The following is a 19,186-nucleotide window of genomic DNA, read 5'->3' on the forward strand; positions in this document are numbered from 1 at the left end:
CGCACGCGGCGGCGCGGGTCAATGCGCGTCGTGGCCGCCGCGGGCGAGCTTCGAGTGGTGGCGCGAATACAGGAAGTAGATCACGAGGCCGATCACGAGCCAGATGCCGAATGCGGCCCACGTGACGGGCTGCAGGTTCAGCATCAGGAACAGGCACGCGCCGACCGCGAGGATCGGCACCACCGGCACGCCCGGGCAGCGGAACGCGCGCGGCAGCTCCGGGTGCGTGCGGCGCAGCACCAGCACCGCGATCGACACCATCGAGAACGCGGCGAGCGTGCCGATGTTGATCAGCTCGGCGAGCACGTTGAGCGGCACGAGCGCGGCGATCAGCCCGAAGAACAGGCCGACGAGCCAGGTCGTCAGGAACGGCGTCGCGTAGCGCGGATGCACGCGCGACAGCGTCGCCGGCAGCAGCCCGTCGCGCGACATCGCGAAGATGATCCGCGTCTGGCCGTAGCTCATCACGAGGATCACGGTGAGCATGCCGAGCACCGCGCCGAGATCGATGAAGCCCGCGACCCACTTCTCGCCGGCGATCTGCAGCGCATACGAGATCGGGTGCGACACGTTCGCGTACTGGGCCGCCGGCACGATGCCGGTGGCGACCGCCGCGACCGTCACGTACAGCACCGCGCATACCGCGAGCGACGCGATGATGCCGATCGGCAGGTCACGCTTCGGATTCTTCACTTCCTCGGCCGCCGACGACACCGCGTCGAAGCCGATGAACGCGAAGAACATCACGGCCGCCGCGCCGAACACGCCGTTCCAGCCGTGCGGCATGAACGGCTTCCAGTTTGCGGGCGTCACGTGGAACAGGCCGACCGCGATCACGAGCAGCACCACCGACACCTTGATGAACACCATGATGTTGTTGATGCGGGTCGACTCGCGGATGCCGATCGACAACAGCGTCGTGATCACCACCATCACGAGGAACGCCGGCAGGTTGAACCACGTGACGACGCCCGGGATCGCGCCGGGCGCGGCGGTCAGCACGGTCGGCAGCGAGAGCCCGAAGCCCTGCAGCAGCGACTGCAGGTAGCCCGACCAGCCGACCGACACGGCCGACGCCGCGAGGCCGTATTCGAGCATCAGGTCCCAGCCGATGATCCAGGCGACGAGCTCGCCGAGCGTCGCGTACGAATACGTGTAGATCGAGCCCGCGACCGGAATCGTCGACGCGAACTCGGCGTACGACAGCGCCGCGAGACCGCACGCGATCGCGGCGATCACGAACGACAGCATCAGCGCGGGGCCGGCCTGCACGGCGCCCGTGCCGGTCAGCACGAAGATCCCGGTGCCGATGATCGCGCCGATGCCGAGGAAGGTGAGGTCGATTGCGCCGAGCGCTTTCTTGAGCCCGGCGCCGTGCGCACCGGCGATCATGCGATCGACGTTTTTCTTGCGGAAGAGGGACATTGCGGATGAGTCTCCAGCGCGCGCGAGCGCGGCGGCGCCGAGTGAGTGAAAACCCGGAATTTTAGCCGATTTGGCGCGCAAGACCCGCTGCGGCGCAGCGGCGCGCTCCGGAATCGTCCGATAAAACAAGCGCTTGCACGCAACGCGCGCGGGCCGGGGCCGGCCCGGAGGTGGCCGGCGCGGTGAATCGCACGATTCCGGCGAATGCGATGGATCAGGCGCCCGACGCGGGTGCCATGTCGACGAGCCGGTTGCTCATCACGTAGAACGTCAGTTCCGCGTTGTTCGACAGCCGCATCTTCTCGAGCAGCCGCGACCGGTACACGCTGACCGTCTTCACCGACAGCGACAGCGTGTTCGCGATGTCGGTGAGGCGCTTGCCCGATGCGAGCATGCAGAGCGTCTGGTATTCGCGATCGGACAGCTTCTCGTGCGGCAGCGGTTCGTTCTCGAACGACACGTATTCGGCGAGCGCCTCGGCCATCGCCGGGCTCACGTACTTGCGGCCGGCCGCGACCTGCTGGATCGCGCCGATCATCTGCGCGGCATTCACCGTCTTCGACAGGTAGCCGGCCGCGCCGGCCTTCAGCGCGCGCACCGCGTACTGGTCCTCGCGGTACATCGAGAACATCAGCACCGGCGTGCCCGGCAGCTTGCGCTTGATGCGCTTGAGCAGCTCGATGCCGTTCGTGTCCGGCAGCGAGATGTCGAGCAGGATCACGTCGAAGGTCCGGCGGTCGACGGCGGCGATCGCATCGCTGCCGGTCTCGGCTTCGGTCACTTCGCGCGCGACGCCGCGGTCGATCAGCAGGTGGCGGATCCCTTGCCGGACGATCGCGTGATCGTCCACGAGCAGGATGTTCAGGCTCATGGCGACCTCACGAAAGCGATGCGCGGCGCGCGGCGGCCGGCACCGCGAACAGCGAGTCCCACGCGAAGCGCGCGGTGACGCGCGTGCCGCGGCGCGATTCCGGCGCGCTCGCGTCGAAGCTGCCGCCGAACGCCTCGCAGCGTGCGCGCATCCCGGCGAGGCCGTAGCCGGCGCGCCGGTTGCGCGAGAAACCGGTCCCATCGTCGGTGACGATCAGGGACAGATGCGAGCGGTCCGTGTCGATGTGCATGTCGACGGACGTCGCACGCGCATGCTTCGCGACGTTCGACAGCGCTTCCTGCGCGACGCGGAAGATCGCGAGCGCGCTGGCGCCGGCGAGTTGCGTGAGCCGAGCGTCGGCCGCGCAGACGAAGCTCGTGCGCAGGCCGGTGCGGGCCGCGTGGCTGTCGACCCATGCCGACAAGGCGCCGATGACGCCGCCGTCGAGCGCCGGCGTGTCGCGCTCGTCGATCAGCCGGCGGTTCGCGTCGGTCGCGGCGTCGAGCGCCCGCTGCGCCAGTTCGAGCGCGCGCAGGCAACCGTCCGGCGCATCGGCCGGCAGCCATGTTTGAACGTTTGCGAGCGCGAAACGCGCGGCGGTGAGTTCGGCGCCGAGCCCGTCATGCAGCTCGCCGGCCAGATGGCGGCGGGCCGCTTCGTCGGCGGCCATCAGTTGGGTGGACAGCGCCGCGATCCGGGTCGCGGATGCGTCGCCGTTGGGCAGGGCTTCGGCCATGGGCGTGGCTGCGCCGCAACCGTGCACGTGCGGCTGCGACGGGAACGGGGCGCGGGCGCCCGGAGGCGCGTTGAGCGACGTATCCATGACTCTCCCTGCTGTCAGAAAGCGGTTCAGGCACCGGCTGGCTGCGTGGATTGGCTGCCGTTTCGATGACGGCCGCCGCCAGAGAATCGCCCCATGCCGAGGTAACAAAAGTTACAACTTGTAACGTTTGAGTCCGACCCTTCAATGGCCATCCGAGGGGCAACCACGCGGGCCGAATAATATCTCAAAAATTCTGAAAAAGTCATGTCAGGCGGACATTTAAGGGTAAATGTGAATAATCGGGACGAAGCCATTGTAGGAAAAACACCGACACGAAAGCACCCGGCCGGCCCGTATCCAAATGTAACTATTTGAGATGGGATGGTCTCAATTTGTTACGAATTCGCCAAGAGGGGACGAAAAAAAACCGGAGCTTTTGCTCCGGTTCTTGATACGGCACAAATTCGCAGATCGATCAGTCCACGAACGCGCGCTCGATCACGTAGTGACCCGGAGCGCTGTTCTTGCCTTCGACCAGGCCGGCCTGCTTCAGCAGGTCGGTCGTGTCCTTCAGCATCGCGGTGCTGCCGCACAGCATCACGCGGTCGTTTTCCGGCGAGAACGCCGGCACGCCGAGATCCGTGAACAGCTTGCCCGTCGCGATCAGGTCGGTGATCCGGCCCTCGTTGTCGAACGCTTCGCGCGTGACCGTCGGGTAGTAGACGAGCTTTTCCTTGATGATGTCGCCGAGGTACTCGTGGCCCGGCAGGTCGTGCTTGATGTAGTCCATGTACGCCAGTTCGCCCTTCAGGCGGCACGTGTGCGTCAGGATGACCTTGTCGAAGCGTTCGTAGATGTCCGGATCGCGGATGATCGACATGAACGGCGCGAGGCCCGTGCCGGTCGACAGCATCCACAGCGTCTTGCCGGGCAGCAGGTTGTCGGCGACGAGCGTGCCGGTCGGCTTCTTGCCGATCAGCACGGGGTCGCCCACCTTCAGGTGCTGCAGGCGCGACGTCAGCGGGCCGTTCTGGACCTTGATGCTGAAGAATTCGAGGTGCTCTTCGTAGTTCGGGCTGACGATCGAGTAGGCGCGCGCGAGCGGCTTGCCCTCGACCTCGAGGCCGACCATCGTGAATTCGCCGTTGTTGAAGCGCAGGCTCGGCTCACGGGTGCAGGTGAAGCTGAAAAGCGTGTCGGTCCAGTGATGGACGGATTGGACGGTGGCGGTGTCGTATTTGCTCATGGCTTTGAAAACGGACGCGCGTGGCGAACGCGTGTAACGGGCCCAAAAACGGGCAAAAAACCGAGTGCGTCGGCCCGATCGCGGATCGGCCGGCCGGCGCGTCGGACACGCGCCTTCTCGATGACAGACGTTTGAGGAACTCGTTATTTTACCCTGCTTGGGGCCGATGCGGGCTTGACCCGCGCGGCTGCGCGGATTTGGCGCAACGAATCATTTCAACAAGCTTTCAACGATGGGCCGCGCGCATCGCGCCGGGACCGGCGCGCGCGGCGCCGCGAAGCGCATCGAGCGGTCGCCGCAGGCGCCGCCGGCCGCGCGCCTGCGGCGTGACCGCGCTCGCGTCACGGCGGATCGAGGCGCAGCCGCGCGATATACGGCAGGTGATCGGACAGCCACGCGGTTTCGCCGGACGGCGCCTGCCATTCGAGCGGCGTCAGCCCGCGCACGAACATCTTGTCGAGCGCGAGCGCCGGGGAGAACGCGGGGAACGTGCGGCCCGACTGGCCGAGCAGCGTCGCGACCTCGGACAACCCGATCTCGTCGAACAGCGCGACGGAATCGTTGCGCCAGTCGTTGAAGTCGCCGGCGAGCACGAGCGGGCCGTCGCCCGCGTTGCGCACGATCCAGTGCGCAATCCAGTGCATCTGGCGCAGCCGCGCCGCGCGCGTGAGCGCGAGGTGCGCGCACAGCAGCGTGACGGGCCGCGCGCCGGCGAGCGTCGCGCGCGCGACGAGCAGCCCGCGCCGCTCGAAGCGGTGCGCGGAGATGTCCCAGCGGCCGCCGAGATCGAGCGGATGCGGCGACAGGATCGCGTTGCCGTGCCGCCACGACGGCTTGAACACGTTCGGCCCGAGCGCGATCTGCCAGTCGAGCGCCTGCGCGATCTCGGTGGCCTGGCAGTGCCACACGTCGTCGACCGCGTCGTCCATCGGCGCGCCGAAGCCGGGGGCGAGCATCGGGCGCGGCATGCGGCGCGCCATCGCTTCCTGCAGAAAATACACGTCGGCGTGCGTCGACTGCATCCAGTTGCGCATCGCGTTCCACGCGGTGAAGCCGAGCGGCGAGCGGCCCTTGTGCAGGTTCCAGCTGACCGCGGTGATTTCGTCGGGCGCGGCGTGCGGTTCGGCGAACGGCAGGGACAGGGCGTCGGCGGACATGGCGCTCAGTCCTTTGCGACGTGCGCACGCACGCGGTAGACGAGACGCGGGCGCTGCTCGACGATCGTCCAGTCGGTCCAGGCTTCGCCACCGACCGACAGCCCCGGATGGCTCGCGACGATCTGTCGCGGCGACGCGGGCAGGCATGGATCGCCGCGCGTCGCGTTTTCGTCGTCGAGGGTTTCCTGCACGTCGAGCGCGAGCGACACCGTGTGCGCGGCGTCGTCGACGGTGAGCGGCGCGACCGTCACCGAGCGCGAACGCTCGGTCGGCACGACGCGCGCGGCATTGCCGCAGCCGACGGGCACGGCGGACGGATAGCGATGGGTGTCGGTGCGGGTTTGGCCCACGGTGGTGCGTTGCTGGAACGTGTCGATCGTCTGACCGTCGCGCACCACCTGGATCTCCCACGCGACGGCGGCCGGTGCGGGGCTCTGCGCATGGGCCGCGAGCGCGACGCTCGCGAGCAGGACGGCCAGGCCGTGTTTCAGCATGAAACTTCTCCGGAAACGCGGGGTAGCGGGGAACGGACGCACATCTTACGCCCGATCGATTTGGACGGTCGTGTGACAGGACGCGTCGCCGCGGGTTCGCAGCACGGTCCGGTCCTGAACGAAAGGTAGGTGCGCGTCACGCGTTTTCAAGCGAAAAAGCGCGCGAACTCCGCGACGCTCGCGCGCTCGGTGACGAGGTGGTTCTCGATCGCGCGGACGCGGCCGGCGACGCCGGCGTGGCGCGGGTGAACCATCGATGATACGCCGCGTCGCGCACGCGTGCAGCGCGCGCCGGGTGTTAGCAGCAGACTCGCGCGGCTGCTTGCTTGCACGCCGATGCGGGATCGCTACACTGAAATCGTAAGGGTCTGATGGTCGTGTGACGGCAGCGGTAGCGAGGTTGGTATGACGACGGCGATGGTGAAACAGGAACTGGCGGTGGCGTCCTTCAGCACGGTGTACGACCTCGAGCAGGTCGAGACCGCGCTGAACGACCTGAACGAGAGCGCGAGCGACGCACTGCGCGCCACCTACGAGCGGATGCTCAAGACCGGCAATCTGCGCTTTTGCGTGAAGCCGAACCGGATGCCGTCGTTCGACGAACTCGGCGACGCGCTGCCCAATTTCACCGAGCCGCTCGGCGACGTGCGCAAGCAGGTCGCGCTGTGCCTCGAGACCGACGATCGGCTCGAACTGATGCCGATCCTGCTGCTCGGGCCGCCCGGCATCGGCAAGACGCATTTCGCGAAGGCGCTCGCGCAACTGCTCGGCACCGCGTACCACTACGTGCCGATGAGTTCGCTGACGGCCGGCTGGATCCTGTCGGGCGCGTCGTCGCAATGGAAGAACGCGAAGCCCGGCAAGGTGTTCGAGGCGCTCGTCAACGGCAGCTACGCGAACCCGGTGATCGCGGTCGACGAGATCGACAAGGCCGGCAGCGACGCGCAATACGATCCGCTCGGCGCGCTGTACGCATTGCTCGAGCACGATACCGCGCGCGCGTTCGTCGACGAATTCGCTGAAGTGCCGATCGATGCGGGCAACGTGATCTGGATCGCGACCGCGAACGACGCGCAGGCGATTCCGGAGCCGCTGCTGAACCGGATGAACGTGTACGAGATCGCGCCGCCGGATGCGGCCGGCGCGCGGCGGATCGCGCAGACGATCTACGGCGAGATCCGCACGTCGCACGCGTGGGGGCGGCGCTTTCCCGACACGCTCGACGACGACGCGCTCGACGTGCTGGCCGCGACGCCGCCGCGCACGATGCGCCGCGCGCTGCTGCATGCGTTCGGCGCCGCGCGGCTCGACGGCCGCGACGTGATCGCACCCTCCGACATCCGCGCCGACGAGGGGGCGGCAAAGCGCCGGCCGATCGGCTTCTGAGCCGGCGGCGCGCGCAGCGCCGCGGCCCGCGCGCGTCCCGCCGGGCCTCGCGATGCGCACGCTCGTGCGGATGCACGTACGTTCGGCAAGCGGGCGAACCGGGACGTACAATTCCTATCTATCCCCTCGACGCGTGAGCGACGCGAAACGCCATGGAGCAGACGGATTGTGTGGTGATCGGCGCGGGTGTCGTCGGTCTTGCGGTGGCGCGTGAACTGGCCGCGCGCGGGCGCGAAACGATCGTGCTCGAGGCGGCCGACGCGATCGGCACGGGCGCGAGTTCGCGCAACAGCGAGGTGATTCACGCAGGGCTCTACTACCCGCGCGGTTCGCTGAAGGCGATGTCGTGCGTGCGCGGGCGCGACCTGTTGTACGAATTCTGCGAAACCCGTCACGTGCCGCATCGGCGCGTGGGCAAGCTGCTCGTCGCGACGAGCGCCGCGCAGGCGAAGCAGTTGAAGGCGATCGCCGCGCGCGCGGCGGAAAACGGCGTGCTGGACCTGATGCCGCTCACGCGCACCGAGGCGCAGACGCTCGAGCCCGCGCTCGAATGCACGGAGGCGCTGTTCTCGCCGAGCACCGGCATCGTCGACAGCCACCAGCTGATGCTCGCGCTGCTCGGCGACGCGCAGCGCGACGGTGCGATGTGCGCGCTGAAATCCCCGGTCGAGTCGATCGACGTGCTGCGCGGCGGCCGCTTCGTCGTGCACACCGGCGGCGACGCGCCGGCCGAAATCGAAGCGGCGTGCGTGATCAACAGCGCGGGCCTCGGCGCGCAGGCGCTCGCACGCCGCACGCACGGCCTCGACCCGCACTGGGTGCCGCCGCTCTATCTCGCGCGCGGCAATTACTTCAGCCTGTCCGGGCGCGTGCCGTTCTCGCACCTCGTGTATCCGATGCCCGACCGGGCGGGACTCGGCGTGCACCTGACGCTCGACCTGGCCGGGCAGGCGCGCTTCGGCCCGGACGTCGAATGGGTCGATGCGCTGCGCTACGAAGTCGATCCGGCGCGCGCACAGGCGTTCTACGCATCGATCCGCGCGTACTGGCCGGAACTGCCCGACGGCGCGCTGCAGCCGGCTTACGCGGGGATCCGCCCGAAGCTGGCGGGGCCCGGCGAGCCGCCGGCCGACTTCGTCGTGCAGGGTGTGGCGCAACACGGCGTGCGCGGGCTCGTGAACCTGTTCGGCATCGAGTCGCCGGGGCTGACCGCATCGCTCGCGCTCGCGCAGCGCGTCGGCGACATGACGTCGTATGCATGACGCACACGGCCCGCTCGGGTGCGGGCCGGCCGTGTGCAACCCCGTGTGAAATCCCTTATCTCCGGCATTTCGGCGCGCACATTGGTGCGCTTGAGCGTTATTCTGTCGAACGGCCGTCGCCAGAACGGCTTTCAAACCGATAACGTTGGAGCGAGTCCCCCATGAAAACAACCCGTCGGAGTTTCCTGATCACGAGCATTGGCGCCGTGTCCGCGCTGGCGCTGTCGCGCGAAGCGCTGGCCGATGCGCCGATGCTGTCGGAGACCGATCCGACCGCCGTGGCGCTCGGCTACAAGGCCGATGCCACGAAGGTCGACAAGACGAAGTATCCGAAATACGCAGCGGGCCAGGATTGCGCGGCCTGCATGCTGTACCAGGGCAAGAAGGGCTCGGCTTCGGGCCCCTGCGGTGCGTTCCCCGGCAAGCAGGTGTCGGCGAAGGGCTGGTGCAGCGCATTCTCGAAGATGGGTTGAGTCCGTGCGGCATCGTGCGATGCCGCAATGTGGCGAAAACCGCAAAACGCCCGCCGTCGGACGATGGCGGGCGTTTTTTATGCTTGAAAACGGTTCCGTCGCTTTCTACACTCGCTGCAAACCAGCGCGCCGCGGCTCCCCCGCACGCCGCGCCGCCCGATACGGCGAATTCACGAGGACGAGGCTCGCATGGCGACGATTGCGAATTCAACGAAAACCATCCGGCCCGAGCGCGCGCTGAACCGGCGCGCGGTCGCGGCGGCCGTGATCGGCAACGCGCTCGAGTGGTACGACTTCACGGTGTTCGGCTTCATGACGGTCGTGATCGCCGAGCTGTTCTTCCCGACTTCCAGTGAATACTCGTCGCTGCTGCTGACCACCGCGACGTTCGGCGTCGCATTCTTCATGCGCCCGATCGGCGGCATCGTGTTCGGGCTATACGCGGACCGCGCGGGCCGCAAGGCCGCGCTGTCGCTCGTGATCCTGCTGATGACGGCCGGCATCTTCCTGCTCGCGATCGCGCCGCCCTACGCGGCGATCGGCATCGGCGGCCCGCTCCTGATCGTGTTCGGCCGCCTGCTGCAGGGTTTCTCGGCCGGCGGCGAATTCGGCAGCGCGACCGCGCTGCTGATCGAAGCCGCGCCGTTCTCGAAACGCGGTTTCTACGGCAGCTGGCAGATGGCGAGCCAGGCGGCCGCGCTGCTGATCGGCGCGCTGGTCGGCGCGGCCGTCACGCGCGGGCTGTCGCACGACGCGCTGCACAGCTGGGGCTGGCGCGTGCCGTTCATCCTCGGGCTCGTGATCGGGCCGATCGGCTTCTATATCCGCCGTCATCTCGCCGATTCCGAGGCGTTCCTGCATGCGCAGCAAAGCGCGCGCCGCGCGACGCTCGGCGACGTGTTCACGCGCCATCCGCGCGAGGTGCTGTGCGGGCTCGGCTCGGTGATCGCGCTGACGGTGACGATCTACGTGCTGATCAGCTATTTGCCGACCTTCGCGGTCAAGCAGCTGAAGCTGCCATATGCGGAATCGTTCTACGCGGTGATCATCGGCAACCTGCTGCTGATGGTGCTGTCGCCGGTCGCCGGTGCGTGGTCGGACCGCATCGGCCGCAAGGGGCTGTCGCTGTGGTCGCTCGTGCTGACGCTCGTGCTGATGTATCCGCTGTTCGCGTGGCTCGACGCCGCGCCGAGCATCGGGCGGCTGATCGCGGTGCAGGCCGTGCTGTCGGTGACGCTCGCCGGCTACTACGGGCCGTTCGGCGCGATGATCGCCGAGCTGTTCCCGGCCAACGTGCGCTCGACCGGGCTGTCGATCGCGTACAACGTCGCGGTGATGCTGTTCGGCGGGTTCGGGCAGTTCATCGTCACGTGGCTGATCAAGGTGACGGGCACGCCGCTCGCGCCGACCTATTACGTGATGGCGGGGCTCGCGCTGTCGATCGTCGCGGTCGCGTTCGTGCCCGCGCGCAGCGCGGATCTCGACGCGCCGGCCTGACGATGCGGGCCCGGACCGGCATCTCGTCGTTTCGGAAAACGCAACGATGCGCGGCGTAGCCCGGGAATTCACGCGGACCTGCGGCGTGACGCACGTTCGCCTGCGCGTACGAATTGTTTAGTTGTCGAAGGAAACACGCGCCGGATCGGCGAAATGGCCGCTCGCGCGTGCAGAGGCACTTTTCGCGGGCGCAAGACATCGGCAAAAACCCGCGTCGATGCGTCTAGAAGAGTTTTTTCTCCAGCTTGTTGCAGAATCGCTAGCTCAAGTAATATCCGCGTACCCCGGCCCCCCTGCGGGACCGGTTCCGATCTGGAGACCTGGAGGAAACATGGAATACAACCGTCTGTTGCACACCCTGCGTGTTACCGCCATTGCAGGCGTGGCAGCGGCATCGCTCGGCGTCGCGGGTTCTGCATTCGCACAGATCCCGAACAAAACGCTCGTCTACTGCTCAGAAGGCAGCCCGGCGGGTTTTGATTCCGCGCAATTCACGACCGGCGTCGATTTCACCGCCGCCACGTTCACCGTCTACAACCGCCTCGTCGAATTCGAGCGCGGCGGCACCAAGGTCGAGCCGGGCCTCGCCGAGAAGTGGGACGTCTCGTCCGACGGCAAGGTCTACACGTTCCACCTGCGCCACGGCGTGAAGTTCCACACGACCGACTTCTTCAAGCCGACGCGCGAATTCAACGCGGACGACGTCGTGTTCTCGTTCGAGCGCATGCTCGATCCGAACCAGCCGTTCCGCAAGGCCTACCCGGTGTCGTTCCCGTACTTCACCGACATGGGTCTCGACAAGCTGATCACGAAGGTCGAGAAGGTCGATCCGTATACCGTGAAGTTCACGCTGGCCGAGCCGAACGCGCCGTTCATCCAGAACATGGCGATGGAATTCGCGTCGATCCTGTCGGCCGAATACGGCGATCAGCTGATGAAGGCCGGCAAGGCCGCCGACATCAACCAGAAGCCGATCGGCACGGGCCCGTTCATCTTCCGCAGCTACACGAAGGACGCGACGATCCGTTTCGACGGCAATCCTGATTACTGGAAGAAGGGCGCGGTGAAGCTGTCGAAGCTGATCTTCTCGATCACGCCCGACCCGGGCGTGCGCGTGCAGAAGATCAAGCGCAACGAATGCCAGGTGATGAGCTATCCGCGTCCGGCCGACATCGCGACGCTGAAGGCCGACTCGGGCATCGACATGCCGTCGCAGCCGGGCTTCAACCTCGGCTACCTCGCGTACAACGTCGAGCACAAGCCGGTCGACAAGCTCGAAGTGCGTCAGGCACTCGACATGGCGATCAACAAGAAGGCGATTCTCGAATCCGTCTATCAGGGGGCGGGCCAGGCAGCCGGCGCGCCGATGCCGCCGACCCAATGGTCGTACGACAAGAACCTGAAGATGCCCGCGTACGACACCGCGAAGGCGAAGGCGCTGCTCGCGAAGGCCGGCTTCGCGAACGGCTTCGACATCACGCTGTGGGCGATGCCGGTGCAGCGCGCGTACAACCCGAACGCCCGCCTGATGGCCGAGATGATCCAGGCCGACTGGGCGAAGATCGGCGTGAAGGCGAAGATCGTCACGTACGAGTGGGGCGAGTACATCAAGCGCGCGCACACGGGCGAGCAGGACACGATGCTGATCGGCTGGACGGGCGACAACGGCGACCCCGACAACTGGCTCGGCACGTTGCTCGGCTGCGAAGCGATCAAGGGCAACAACTTCTCGCACTGGTGCTACAAGCCGTTCGACGACCTGGTCCAGAAGGGCCGCACGACGACGGGCCAGGACGCGCGCACGAAGATCTACACGCAGGCTCAGCAGATCTTCGCGCAGCAGCTGCCGTTCTCGCCGATCGCGAACTCGACGGTCTACCAGCCGGTACGCAAGACCGTGGTCGACATGCGCATCGAGCCGCTCGGCTATGCACGCTTCGACGGTGTCGGCGTGAAGTAACACGGCCCGTGTAAGCTGTCGCGAAGACCGGCTAACTCATCCGGCGGCGGGAGGCCAAAAGCTTCCCGTCGCCGGTCGCACATTTCCCACAAGAAAATACGAGACGCATCATGTTCACTTTCGTGTTGCGCCGCGTGGGCATGGTGATCCCGACCTTCATCGGCATCACCATCCTGGCGTTTGCGCTGATTCACCTGATACCGGGCGACCCCATCGAAGTGATGATGGGCGAGCGCGGCGTCGATCCCGCGATGCATGCGGAGGCAATGAAACGGCTCGGGCTCGACCAGCCGCTGCCCGTGCAGTACATCCACTACATCGGCCGTGCGCTGCACGGCGACCTCGGCACGTCGATCATCACCAATACCAGCGTCGCGGGCGAATTCTTCGCGCGCTTCCCGGCGACCGTCGAGCTGTCGCTGTGCGCGCTCGTGTTCGCGCTCGCGGTCGGCCTGCCGGCCGGCGTGATCGCCGCGCTGCGGCGCGGCTCGGTCGTCGATCACGGCGTGATGGGCACCGCGCTCACCGGCTACTCGATGCCGATCTTCTGGTGGGGGCTGATCCTCATCATGGTGTTTTCGTCATATCTCGGCTGGACGCCCGTATCGGGGCGCATCGCGGTCGAATACGACTTCCCGCATCCGACGGGCTTCATGCTGATCGACGCGCTGCTCGCGCCGGACGAAGGCGCGTTCAGGTCGGCGGTCAGCCACCTGATCCTGCCCGCGATCGTGCTCGGCACGATCCCGCTCGCGGTGGTCGCGCGGATGACGCGCTCGTCGATGCTCGAAGTGCTGCGCGAGGACTACATCCGCACCGCACGCGCGAAGGGGCTGTCGCCCGCGCGCGTGGTCGTCGTGCATGCGCTGCGCAACGCGCTGATCCCGGTCGTCACCGTGATCGGCCTGCAGATCGGCACGCTGCTCGCCGGCGCCGTGCTGACCGAGACGCTCTTTTCGTGGCCCGGCGTCGGCAAGTGGCTGATCGATGCGATCGGCCGCCGCGACTATCCGGTCGTCCAGGGCGGCATCCTGTTGATCGCGACGCTCGTGATCGTCGTGAACCTGGTCGTCGACCTGCTGTACGGCGTGCTGAATCCGCGCATCCGCCACACGAGGTAATTCCATGAGCAATCTGCAAAACACCCTGCCGAGCGAATCCGCGCCGGCCGGCGGCCGTGCGCTCGCGCTGCGCGAGTTCTGGGCCAACTTCTCGCGCAACCGCGGCGCCGTCGGCGCCGGCATCGTCGTGCTGGTGCTGATCCTGGTCGCGCTCTTCGCACCGCTGATCGCGCCGCACAGCCCGGTCGAGCAATACCGCGACTTCGTGAAGATCCCGCCCGCGTGGCTCGCTGGCGGCAACTGGCAGTTCATCCTCGGCACCGACGAAGCGGGGCGCGACATCCTTTCGCGCCTGATGTTCGGCGCGCGCATGTCGTTCTGGATCGGCTTCGTGTCGGTCGTGCTCGCGCTGATCCCCGGCATCGTGCTCGGGCTGGTCGCCGCGTTCTTCCAGAAGTGGGCCGACACGCCCGTGATGCGCATCATGGACGTGCTGCTCGCGCTGCCGTCGCTGCTGCTCGCGGTCGCGGTCGTCGCGATCATCGGCCCGGGCCTCACCAACACGATGTTCGCGATCGCGATCGTCGCGCTGCCGGCCTATGTGCGTCTCACGCGCGCGTCGGCGCTCGGCGAACTGCAGAAGGAGTACGTGACGGCGTCGCGCGTGGCCGGTGCCGGCACGCTGCGCCTGATGTTCTCGCAGGTGCTGCCGAACTGCACCGCGCCGCTGATCGTGCAGGCGACGCTCGGCTTCTCGTCTGCCATCCTCGACGCGGCGGCGCTCGGCTTCCTCGGCCTCGGCGTGCAGCCGCCGACCGCCGAGTGGGGCGCGATGCTGGCCTCCGCGCGCGACTACATCGACAACGCCTGGTGGATCGTGACGATGCCCGGCCTGTCGATCCTGATTTCGGTGCTCGCGATCAACCTGCTCGGCGACGGGCTGCGCGACGCGCTCGATCCCAAACTGAAGCGGATGGCGTGAGATGAAACAACCCCCACACTCACTATGTTCGCTGCCCCCCAAGGGGGCGGTCGCCCTCCTTGGGGCGGCCCGGCGGAGGACGACATGAGCCAAAATCTACTGACTATCCGCAATCTCGCGGTGAACTTCAACGGCCTGCCCGCTGTCGACCGGATCAACCTGTCGATCGCGCCGGGCGAGGTGGTGGGCGTCGTCGGCGAATCGGGCTCGGGCAAGAGCGTGACGATGATGGCGCTGATGGGCCTGATCGACGCGCCGGGCAAGGTGACGGCCGACGAGGTCACGTTCAACGGCGTGGACCTGCTGAAGGCGTCGCCGAAGGCGCGCCGCAAGATCGTCGGCAAGGACATCGCGATGGTGTTCCAGGACGCGCTGACGAGCCTGAACCCGAGCTACACGGTCGGCTACCAGATCAAGGAGGTGCTGAAGCTGCACGAAGGCCTGCGCGGCGATGCGCTGCACCGGCGCGCGCTCGAGCTGCTCGACCAGGTCGGCATTCCCGATGCGAAGAACCGCATCACGTCGTTCCCGCACCAGATGTCGGGCGGCATGAACCAGCGCGTGATGATCGCGATGGCGGTCGCGTGCAACCCGAAGCTGCTGATCGCCGACGAGCCGACCACCGCGCTCGACGTGACGATCCAGGCGCAGATCATGGATCTGCTCGTGAAGCTGCAGAAAGAGCGCGGGATGGCGCTCGTGCTGATCTCGCACGACCTGGCCGTGGTGTCGGAGGTCGCGCAGCGCGTCGCGGTGATGTACGCGGGCGAGGTCATCGAGACCAATCGCGTGCCGGACATCTTCCGTGCGCCGCATCATCCGTACACCGAAGCGCTGCTCGCGGCGATTCCCGAGCACAATAAGGGGGCGCGTCGCCTTGCCGCATTGCCGGGCATGGTGCCGGGCCGCGATGATCGCCCGTCCGGCTGCCTGTTCGCACCGCGCTGCAAGTACGTCGTCGACGATTGCCGCAAGGCGCGTCCGGCGCTCGATACGCTGGTGCCGGGCAACGATGCGATGCGTGCGCGCTGCATCAAGCCGCTCAACGTTTCCAACCTCGACCTGACGGGAGGCGCACGATGAATGCAGTCAATCAAACGCGTGCCACGCCGCACGACGAGGAAGCCGTGCTGGTGGCCGACGGTCTCGCGAAGCACTATACGGTCAGGCGCGGGATGTTCGGTCAGGGCACGGTGAAGGCGCTGAACGGCGTGTCGTTCACGCTGAAGCGCGGCAAGACGCTCGCGGTCGTCGGCGAGTCGGGCTGCGGGAAGTCGACGCTCGCGCGCCAGCTCACGATGATCGAGACGCCCACCTCGGGCCACCTGACGATCGACGGCAAGGACGTGGCCGGCGCGAATCGCGAGACGGTCGCCGACCTGCGCCGCCGCGTGCAGATGGTGTTCCAGAACCCGTTCGCGTCGCTGAACCCGCGCAAGACGGTCGAGCAGACGCTCGCCGAGCCGCTCGAGATCAACACGAACCTGACGGCCGCCGAGCGCGCGGCGCGCATCGCGCAGATCATGCGCACGGTCGGCCTGCGGCCCGAGCACGCGAAGCGCTACCCGCACATGTTCTCGGGCGGCCAGCGCCAGCGGGTCGCGATCGCGCGCGCGATGATCCTCGATCCGCGGATCGTCGTCGCCGACGAGCCCGTATCCGCGCTCGACGTGTCGATCCAGGCGCAGATCCTGAACCTGTTCATGGATCTGCAGGAGCAGTTCAAGACGAGCTACGTGTTCATCTCGCACAACCTGTCGGTGGTCGAGCACATCGCGGACGACGTGATGGTGATGTATTTCGGCAGCGTCGCCGAGCTCGGCGACAAGGCGACGATCTACGCACGGCCGCGCCATCCGTACACGCGCGCGCTGATGTCGGCGACGCCGGCGATCTTCGAGGAAGACCGCCGCGTGCAGATCAAGCTGCAGGGCGAGCTGCCGTCGCCGCTCAATCCGCCGTCGGGCTGCGCGTTTCACCAGCGCTGCCCGTACGCGGTCGAGCGCTGTCGCGTCGAGGAACCGCAGCTGCGCGACGTCGACGGACGCCGCGTGGCCTGCCATCGCGCCGAGGAGGTGGGGGAGGCGAATGCCTGATGGGTTGGCGGCGCGCGCGCCTGGCGTGCGCCGTTCGGGGGCTGGCAGCGCGCGCGTGATGCGCGCGTGCCGCAACGCACGGCGCTGGAGCGTGCGCACGGTCACGGGCGCGGCGCTGGCCGGCGCGTGCGTGGCCGCCAGCATGCTGGTCCCGGTCGACGCCGCGCGTGCCGAAGGGCGCGCGCCGGCGAGTTCGCCGATCCGTCCGTCGCAGGTTCCGCCGCCCGGGATGAGCCTGCCGGGCTTCCACGTGCCGTCCGTGTCGAACGGCACGGTCGCGCGCGGCACGGTGCGCGTGCAGCCCGCGCGCATGCCGTTTTATGTCGCCACCAAGGGCAAGGTCACGCTGTACGTGCTCGGCACGCTGCACACCGGCGACCCGTCCGACTATCCGCCCGCGCAACCGTTCCGGCCGCCGATCCTCGCGGCGCTCGCCGCGTCGCCGACGCTCGCGCTCGAGCTGTCGCCGGACGATCTGCTCGAATCGCAGGACGACGTGTCGAAATACGGCGTGTGCCGCTATCCGTGCCTGCAGCGCCTGCTGCCCGAGCCGCTGTGGCAGCGCCTCGCGGCGCGCCTGCGCGGCAACCCGGCCGCGCTCGTGGAGATCCGCCGGATGCGGCCGTGGCTCGCGGCGCTGGTCGTCGAGACCTACGACTCGCTGTCGGCCGGCCTGCAGACCGAGTACGGCACCGAGGCGCAGCTGCAGAACGTGTTCCTGAAGAAGAGCGGCCGCGTGATCGGGCTCGAGACGCTCGCCGAGCAGATGCGCGCGTTCACCGGGCTGACGCTCGCCGAGCAGCGCGAGATGCTCGCGCAGGACATGGTGCAGACGCCGGCGCAGAACGCCGACGACATCAAGGCGCTGCACCGGCTGTGGCGAATTGGCGACGCCGATGCGATCTCGGCGTGGGCGGTCGCGAAGAGCGAACGGCTGGCCCGTTCGAAGGCGCTGTCGGCGTCGATCGACAACAAGATCCTGTACGAGCGCAACCGGCGCTTCGTTGCACGGATGACGGCAATCGCCGCGCCGAACCGGCCGGTATTCGTCGCGATCGGCGCGCTGCATCTGGGCGGCCCGCGCGGCGTGCTCGAATTGTTGCGCCAGCAAGGATACCGGGTCGACGCGAACTGATCGCGCCGGGTGCCGCGTACCGTTCCTCCCCTGTTTGATTGACGGCTCACCTGCGGTGTGAGGCGCCTGTGCAGCCCGCGCGGTTCGATAAGGAAAACCCTCGAATCCTCAGGAAATAGCGTTTAAAACGATTGACATCCCGTTCTGGCAATCTCTATTCTTCATCCCACAAGTTGAAAAATTGAAAAGAATAGAAAAAGTTCTACGGGGTAGCAGAAAACAAAGCGCGGGGTTAGCGTAGCCGGCACGCGATGGTCGTGCCGGCCGCGGAGTGTCTGCATGCACGGCGGGGCCAATCATCGTCGGCACAACACGACAAATGCATGCGACAGACTTGCGGATAAGCGACGTTCCGTCGTCCGACCGGGGGAAGCAGCAATCGGGCGGCGGCGGACGTTTTTTAATCCGGAGCATCTTTCCGGTCGCCGTCGACAGACGGTTTCGGGGGGCGAATCGACAGACGGCAAAGTCCGCGGCGATTGTGCCAACAGAAAAGCGCCACACGGGCGCTTTTTTCTTTGGTGCGGCGGTTTCCGTCAGGCGGCGGGGCTTGCGCGCCTGTCAGGCGCCTTCGTCGGCCTGCAGCGCACCGGGCGCGACGACGTCGACCCCCGCCGCTTCCAGCGCCGCGCGAATCCGCTTCGCGAACGCGAGCGCATGCGGGCCGTCGCCGTGCAGGCAGACGGTCTGCGCATTGAGCGGCACCCACTCGCCGCTCACCGCCCGCACCTTCCGCTCGCGCACCATGTCGAGCGTGCGCGCGAGCACCGCATCCTCATCGTCGATCAGCGCGCCGGGCTGGCTGCGCGGCACGAGCGAGCCGTCCGCGCGGTAGCCGCGATCGGCGAACACTTCCTCCACCGCGGCAAGCCCCGCGTGGCGGGCGGCCGCGACGAACACGCTGTTCGCGAGCCCGAACACGGCTAGCGACGGATCGAAGTCGTGGATCGCGGACACCACCGCATCGGCGATCATCGGGTCGCGCGCGGCCTGGTTGTACAGCGCGCCGTGCGGCTTCACGTGCGCGATGCGGCCGCCTTCGGCCTGCGCGATCGCCGACAGCGCGCCGAGCTGGTACAGCACGCCCGCATAGATGTCGCCGGCCGGCAGGTGCATTTCCTTGCGGCCGAAATTCTCCGGGTCGTGAAAGCTCGGGTGCGCGCCGATCGACACGCCTTTCTGCACGGCCCAGCGCACGCAGTCGCGCATCGCATTGGCGCCGCCTGCATGCCAGCCGCACGCGATGTTCGCCGACGTGACGAGGTCGAGCAGCGCCTCGTCCGATCCGCATCCTTCGCCGAGATCGGCATTCAGATCGATTTCCATGATGTTCTCGTCCACTGATGGCGTGGCGCGTCCTCCATGTTGCTTCCGCCAT

The 19,186-nt window shown here is 67.4% G+C and carries 17 protein-coding genes; 10 read left to right on the top strand and 7 right to left on the bottom strand.

Annotated elements, in window-relative coordinates:
• Nucleotides 1-18: 18 nt before the first annotated feature.
• From DIE22_RS24280 to DIE22_RS24305, 6 genes are all read right to left on the bottom strand, one after another.
• On the bottom strand, nucleotides 19-1,425 hold the full coding sequence (locus DIE22_RS24280) for an amino acid permease (RefSeq protein WP_124499881.1): 1,407 nt from the start codon (nucleotides 1,423-1,425) through the stop codon (nucleotides 19-21).
• Between the two features lie 214 nt (nucleotides 1,426-1,639).
• Nucleotides 1,640-2,296, bottom strand: coding sequence for a response regulator transcription factor RqpR (gene rqpR / locus DIE22_RS24285; RefSeq protein ID WP_124499880.1), 657 nt, complete (start codon nucleotides 2,294-2,296; stop codon nucleotides 1,640-1,642).
• A 7-nt stretch (nucleotides 2,297-2,303) separates the two neighbouring features.
• A complete protein-coding gene (gene rqpS / locus DIE22_RS24290) occupies nucleotides 2,304-3,119 on the bottom strand; it encodes a quorum system sensor histidine kinase RqpS (protein WP_124499879.1) in 816 nt (271 codons plus the stop codon).
• A 415-nt stretch (nucleotides 3,120-3,534) separates the two neighbouring features.
• Nucleotides 3,535-4,305 carry a ferredoxin--NADP reductase gene (locus DIE22_RS24295; RefSeq protein WP_124499878.1) on the bottom strand — a complete coding sequence of 257 codons (771 nt, stop codon included), beginning with the start codon at nucleotides 4,303-4,305 and terminating at the stop codon, nucleotides 3,535-3,537.
• 341 nt (nucleotides 4,306-4,646) lie between these two features.
• A complete protein-coding gene (locus tag DIE22_RS24300) occupies nucleotides 4,647-5,462 on the bottom strand; it encodes an endonuclease/exonuclease/phosphatase family protein (RefSeq protein WP_124499877.1) in 816 nt (271 codons plus the stop codon).
• A 5-nt stretch (nucleotides 5,463-5,467) separates the two neighbouring features.
• Complete coding sequence (locus DIE22_RS24305) at nucleotides 5,468-5,956, bottom strand: hypothetical protein (RefSeq protein WP_124499876.1); 489 nt, start codon at nucleotides 5,954-5,956, stop codon at nucleotides 5,468-5,470.
• Between the two features lie 405 nt (nucleotides 5,957-6,361).
• On the opposite strand from DIE22_RS24305, the gene DIE22_RS24310 reads away from it, so the two are divergent.
• From DIE22_RS24310 to DIE22_RS24355, 10 genes are all read left to right on the top strand, one after another.
• The gene (locus tag DIE22_RS24310) at nucleotides 6,362-7,342 is read left to right on the top strand and encodes an AAA family ATPase (protein WP_124499875.1); all 981 of its coding nucleotides are present in this window, start codon (nucleotides 6,362-6,364) and stop codon (nucleotides 7,340-7,342) included.
• 152 nt (nucleotides 7,343-7,494) lie between these two features.
• Nucleotides 7,495-8,604: an NAD(P)/FAD-dependent oxidoreductase gene (locus DIE22_RS24315; RefSeq protein WP_124499874.1), complete on the top strand. Its 1,110-nt coding sequence runs from the start codon at nucleotides 7,495-7,497 to the stop codon at nucleotides 8,602-8,604.
• A gap of 161 nt (nucleotides 8,605-8,765) precedes the next feature.
• The gene (locus tag DIE22_RS24320) at nucleotides 8,766-9,077 is read left to right on the top strand and encodes a high-potential iron-sulfur protein (protein WP_006751923.1); all 312 of its coding nucleotides are present in this window, start codon (nucleotides 8,766-8,768) and stop codon (nucleotides 9,075-9,077) included.
• Between the two features lie 189 nt (nucleotides 9,078-9,266).
• Complete coding sequence (locus DIE22_RS24325) at nucleotides 9,267-10,574, top strand: MFS transporter (RefSeq protein WP_124499873.1); 1,308 nt, start codon at nucleotides 9,267-9,269, stop codon at nucleotides 10,572-10,574.
• A gap of 331 nt (nucleotides 10,575-10,905) precedes the next feature.
• Nucleotides 10,906-12,534: an ABC transporter substrate-binding protein gene (locus DIE22_RS24330; protein ID WP_124499872.1), complete on the top strand. Its 1,629-nt coding sequence runs from the start codon at nucleotides 10,906-10,908 to the stop codon at nucleotides 12,532-12,534.
• Between the two features lie 110 nt (nucleotides 12,535-12,644).
• Entirely contained in the window at nucleotides 12,645-13,655 is a 1,011-nt protein-coding gene (locus DIE22_RS24335) for an ABC transporter permease subunit (protein WP_124606247.1), read from the top strand.
• 4 nt (nucleotides 13,656-13,659) lie between these two features.
• Nucleotides 13,660-14,577: an ABC transporter permease subunit gene (locus DIE22_RS24340; protein WP_124606248.1), complete on the top strand. Its 918-nt coding sequence runs from the start codon at nucleotides 13,660-13,662 to the stop codon at nucleotides 14,575-14,577.
• A gap of 84 nt (nucleotides 14,578-14,661) precedes the next feature.
• Nucleotides 14,662-15,660 carry an ABC transporter ATP-binding protein gene (locus tag DIE22_RS24345; RefSeq protein ID WP_124499869.1) on the top strand — a complete coding sequence of 333 codons (999 nt, stop codon included), beginning with the start codon at nucleotides 14,662-14,664 and terminating at the stop codon, nucleotides 15,658-15,660.
• Nucleotides 15,657-16,673 (top strand): peptide ABC transporter ATP-binding protein, encoded by a 1,017-nt coding sequence (locus tag DIE22_RS24350; protein WP_124606249.1) that lies wholly within the window; start codon nucleotides 15,657-15,659, stop codon nucleotides 16,671-16,673. The genes DIE22_RS24345 and DIE22_RS24350 overlap by 4 nt, the downstream gene beginning before the upstream one ends.
• Nucleotides 16,666-17,808 carry a TraB/GumN family protein gene (locus tag DIE22_RS24355; protein WP_124499867.1) on the top strand — a complete coding sequence of 381 codons (1,143 nt, stop codon included), beginning with the start codon at nucleotides 16,666-16,668 and terminating at the stop codon, nucleotides 17,806-17,808. Before DIE22_RS24350 ends, DIE22_RS24355 begins: the two co-directional genes overlap by 8 nt.
• Nucleotides 17,809-18,369: 561 nt before the next feature.
• Here the strand turns inward: DIE22_RS24355 and pxpA are convergent.
• Nucleotides 18,370-19,134 carry a 5-oxoprolinase subunit PxpA gene (gene pxpA, locus DIE22_RS24360; protein WP_124499866.1) on the bottom strand — a complete coding sequence of 255 codons (765 nt, stop codon included), beginning with the start codon at nucleotides 19,132-19,134 and terminating at the stop codon, nucleotides 18,370-18,372.
• Nucleotides 19,135-19,186: the final 52 nt, after the last annotated feature.

It is taken from the genome of Burkholderia sp. Bp9142, assembly GCF_003853415.1.
GTDB lineage: Bacteria > Pseudomonadota > Gammaproteobacteria > Burkholderiales > Burkholderiaceae > Burkholderia.

What these genes read in the sequence shown, in the direction of transcription:
- DIE22_RS24280 (WP_124499881.1), bottom strand. Translation starts at nt 1,425, where the DNA reads ATGTCCCTCTTCCGCAAGAAAAACGTCGATCGCATGATCGCCGGTGCG.
- rqpR (WP_124499880.1), bottom strand. Translation starts at nt 2,296, where the DNA reads ATGAGCCTGAACATCCTGCTCGTGGACGATCACGCGATCGTCCGGCAA.
- rqpS (WP_124499879.1), bottom strand. Translation starts at nt 3,119, where the DNA reads ATGGATACGTCGCTCAACGCGCCTCCGGGCGCCCGCGCCCCGTTCCCG.
- DIE22_RS24295 (WP_124499878.1), bottom strand. Translation starts at nt 4,305, where the DNA reads ATGAGCAAATACGACACCGCCACCGTCCAATCCGTCCATCACTGGACC.
- DIE22_RS24300 (WP_124499877.1), bottom strand. Translation starts at nt 5,462, where the DNA reads ATGTCCGCCGACGCCCTGTCCCTGCCGTTCGCCGAACCGCACGCCGCG.
- DIE22_RS24305 (WP_124499876.1), bottom strand. Translation starts at nt 5,956, where the DNA reads ATGCTGAAACACGGCCTGGCCGTCCTGCTCGCGAGCGTCGCGCTCGCG.
- DIE22_RS24310 (WP_124499875.1), top strand. Translation starts at nt 6,362, where the DNA reads ATGACGACGGCGATGGTGAAACAGGAACTGGCGGTGGCGTCCTTCAGC.
- DIE22_RS24315 (WP_124499874.1), top strand. Translation starts at nt 7,495, where the DNA reads ATGGAGCAGACGGATTGTGTGGTGATCGGCGCGGGTGTCGTCGGTCTT.
- DIE22_RS24320 (WP_006751923.1), top strand. Translation starts at nt 8,766, where the DNA reads ATGAAAACAACCCGTCGGAGTTTCCTGATCACGAGCATTGGCGCCGTG.
- DIE22_RS24325 (WP_124499873.1), top strand. Translation starts at nt 9,267, where the DNA reads ATGGCGACGATTGCGAATTCAACGAAAACCATCCGGCCCGAGCGCGCG.
- DIE22_RS24330 (WP_124499872.1), top strand. Translation starts at nt 10,906, where the DNA reads ATGGAATACAACCGTCTGTTGCACACCCTGCGTGTTACCGCCATTGCA.
- DIE22_RS24335 (WP_124606247.1), top strand. Translation starts at nt 12,645, where the DNA reads ATGTTCACTTTCGTGTTGCGCCGCGTGGGCATGGTGATCCCGACCTTC.
- DIE22_RS24340 (WP_124606248.1), top strand. Translation starts at nt 13,660, where the DNA reads ATGAGCAATCTGCAAAACACCCTGCCGAGCGAATCCGCGCCGGCCGGC.
- DIE22_RS24345 (WP_124499869.1), top strand. Translation starts at nt 14,662, where the DNA reads ATGAGCCAAAATCTACTGACTATCCGCAATCTCGCGGTGAACTTCAAC.
- DIE22_RS24350 (WP_124606249.1), top strand. Translation starts at nt 15,657, where the DNA reads ATGAATGCAGTCAATCAAACGCGTGCCACGCCGCACGACGAGGAAGCC.
- DIE22_RS24355 (WP_124499867.1), top strand. Translation starts at nt 16,666, where the DNA reads ATGCCTGATGGGTTGGCGGCGCGCGCGCCTGGCGTGCGCCGTTCGGGG.
- pxpA (WP_124499866.1), bottom strand. Translation starts at nt 19,134, where the DNA reads ATGGAAATCGATCTGAATGCCGATCTCGGCGAAGGATGCGGATCGGAC.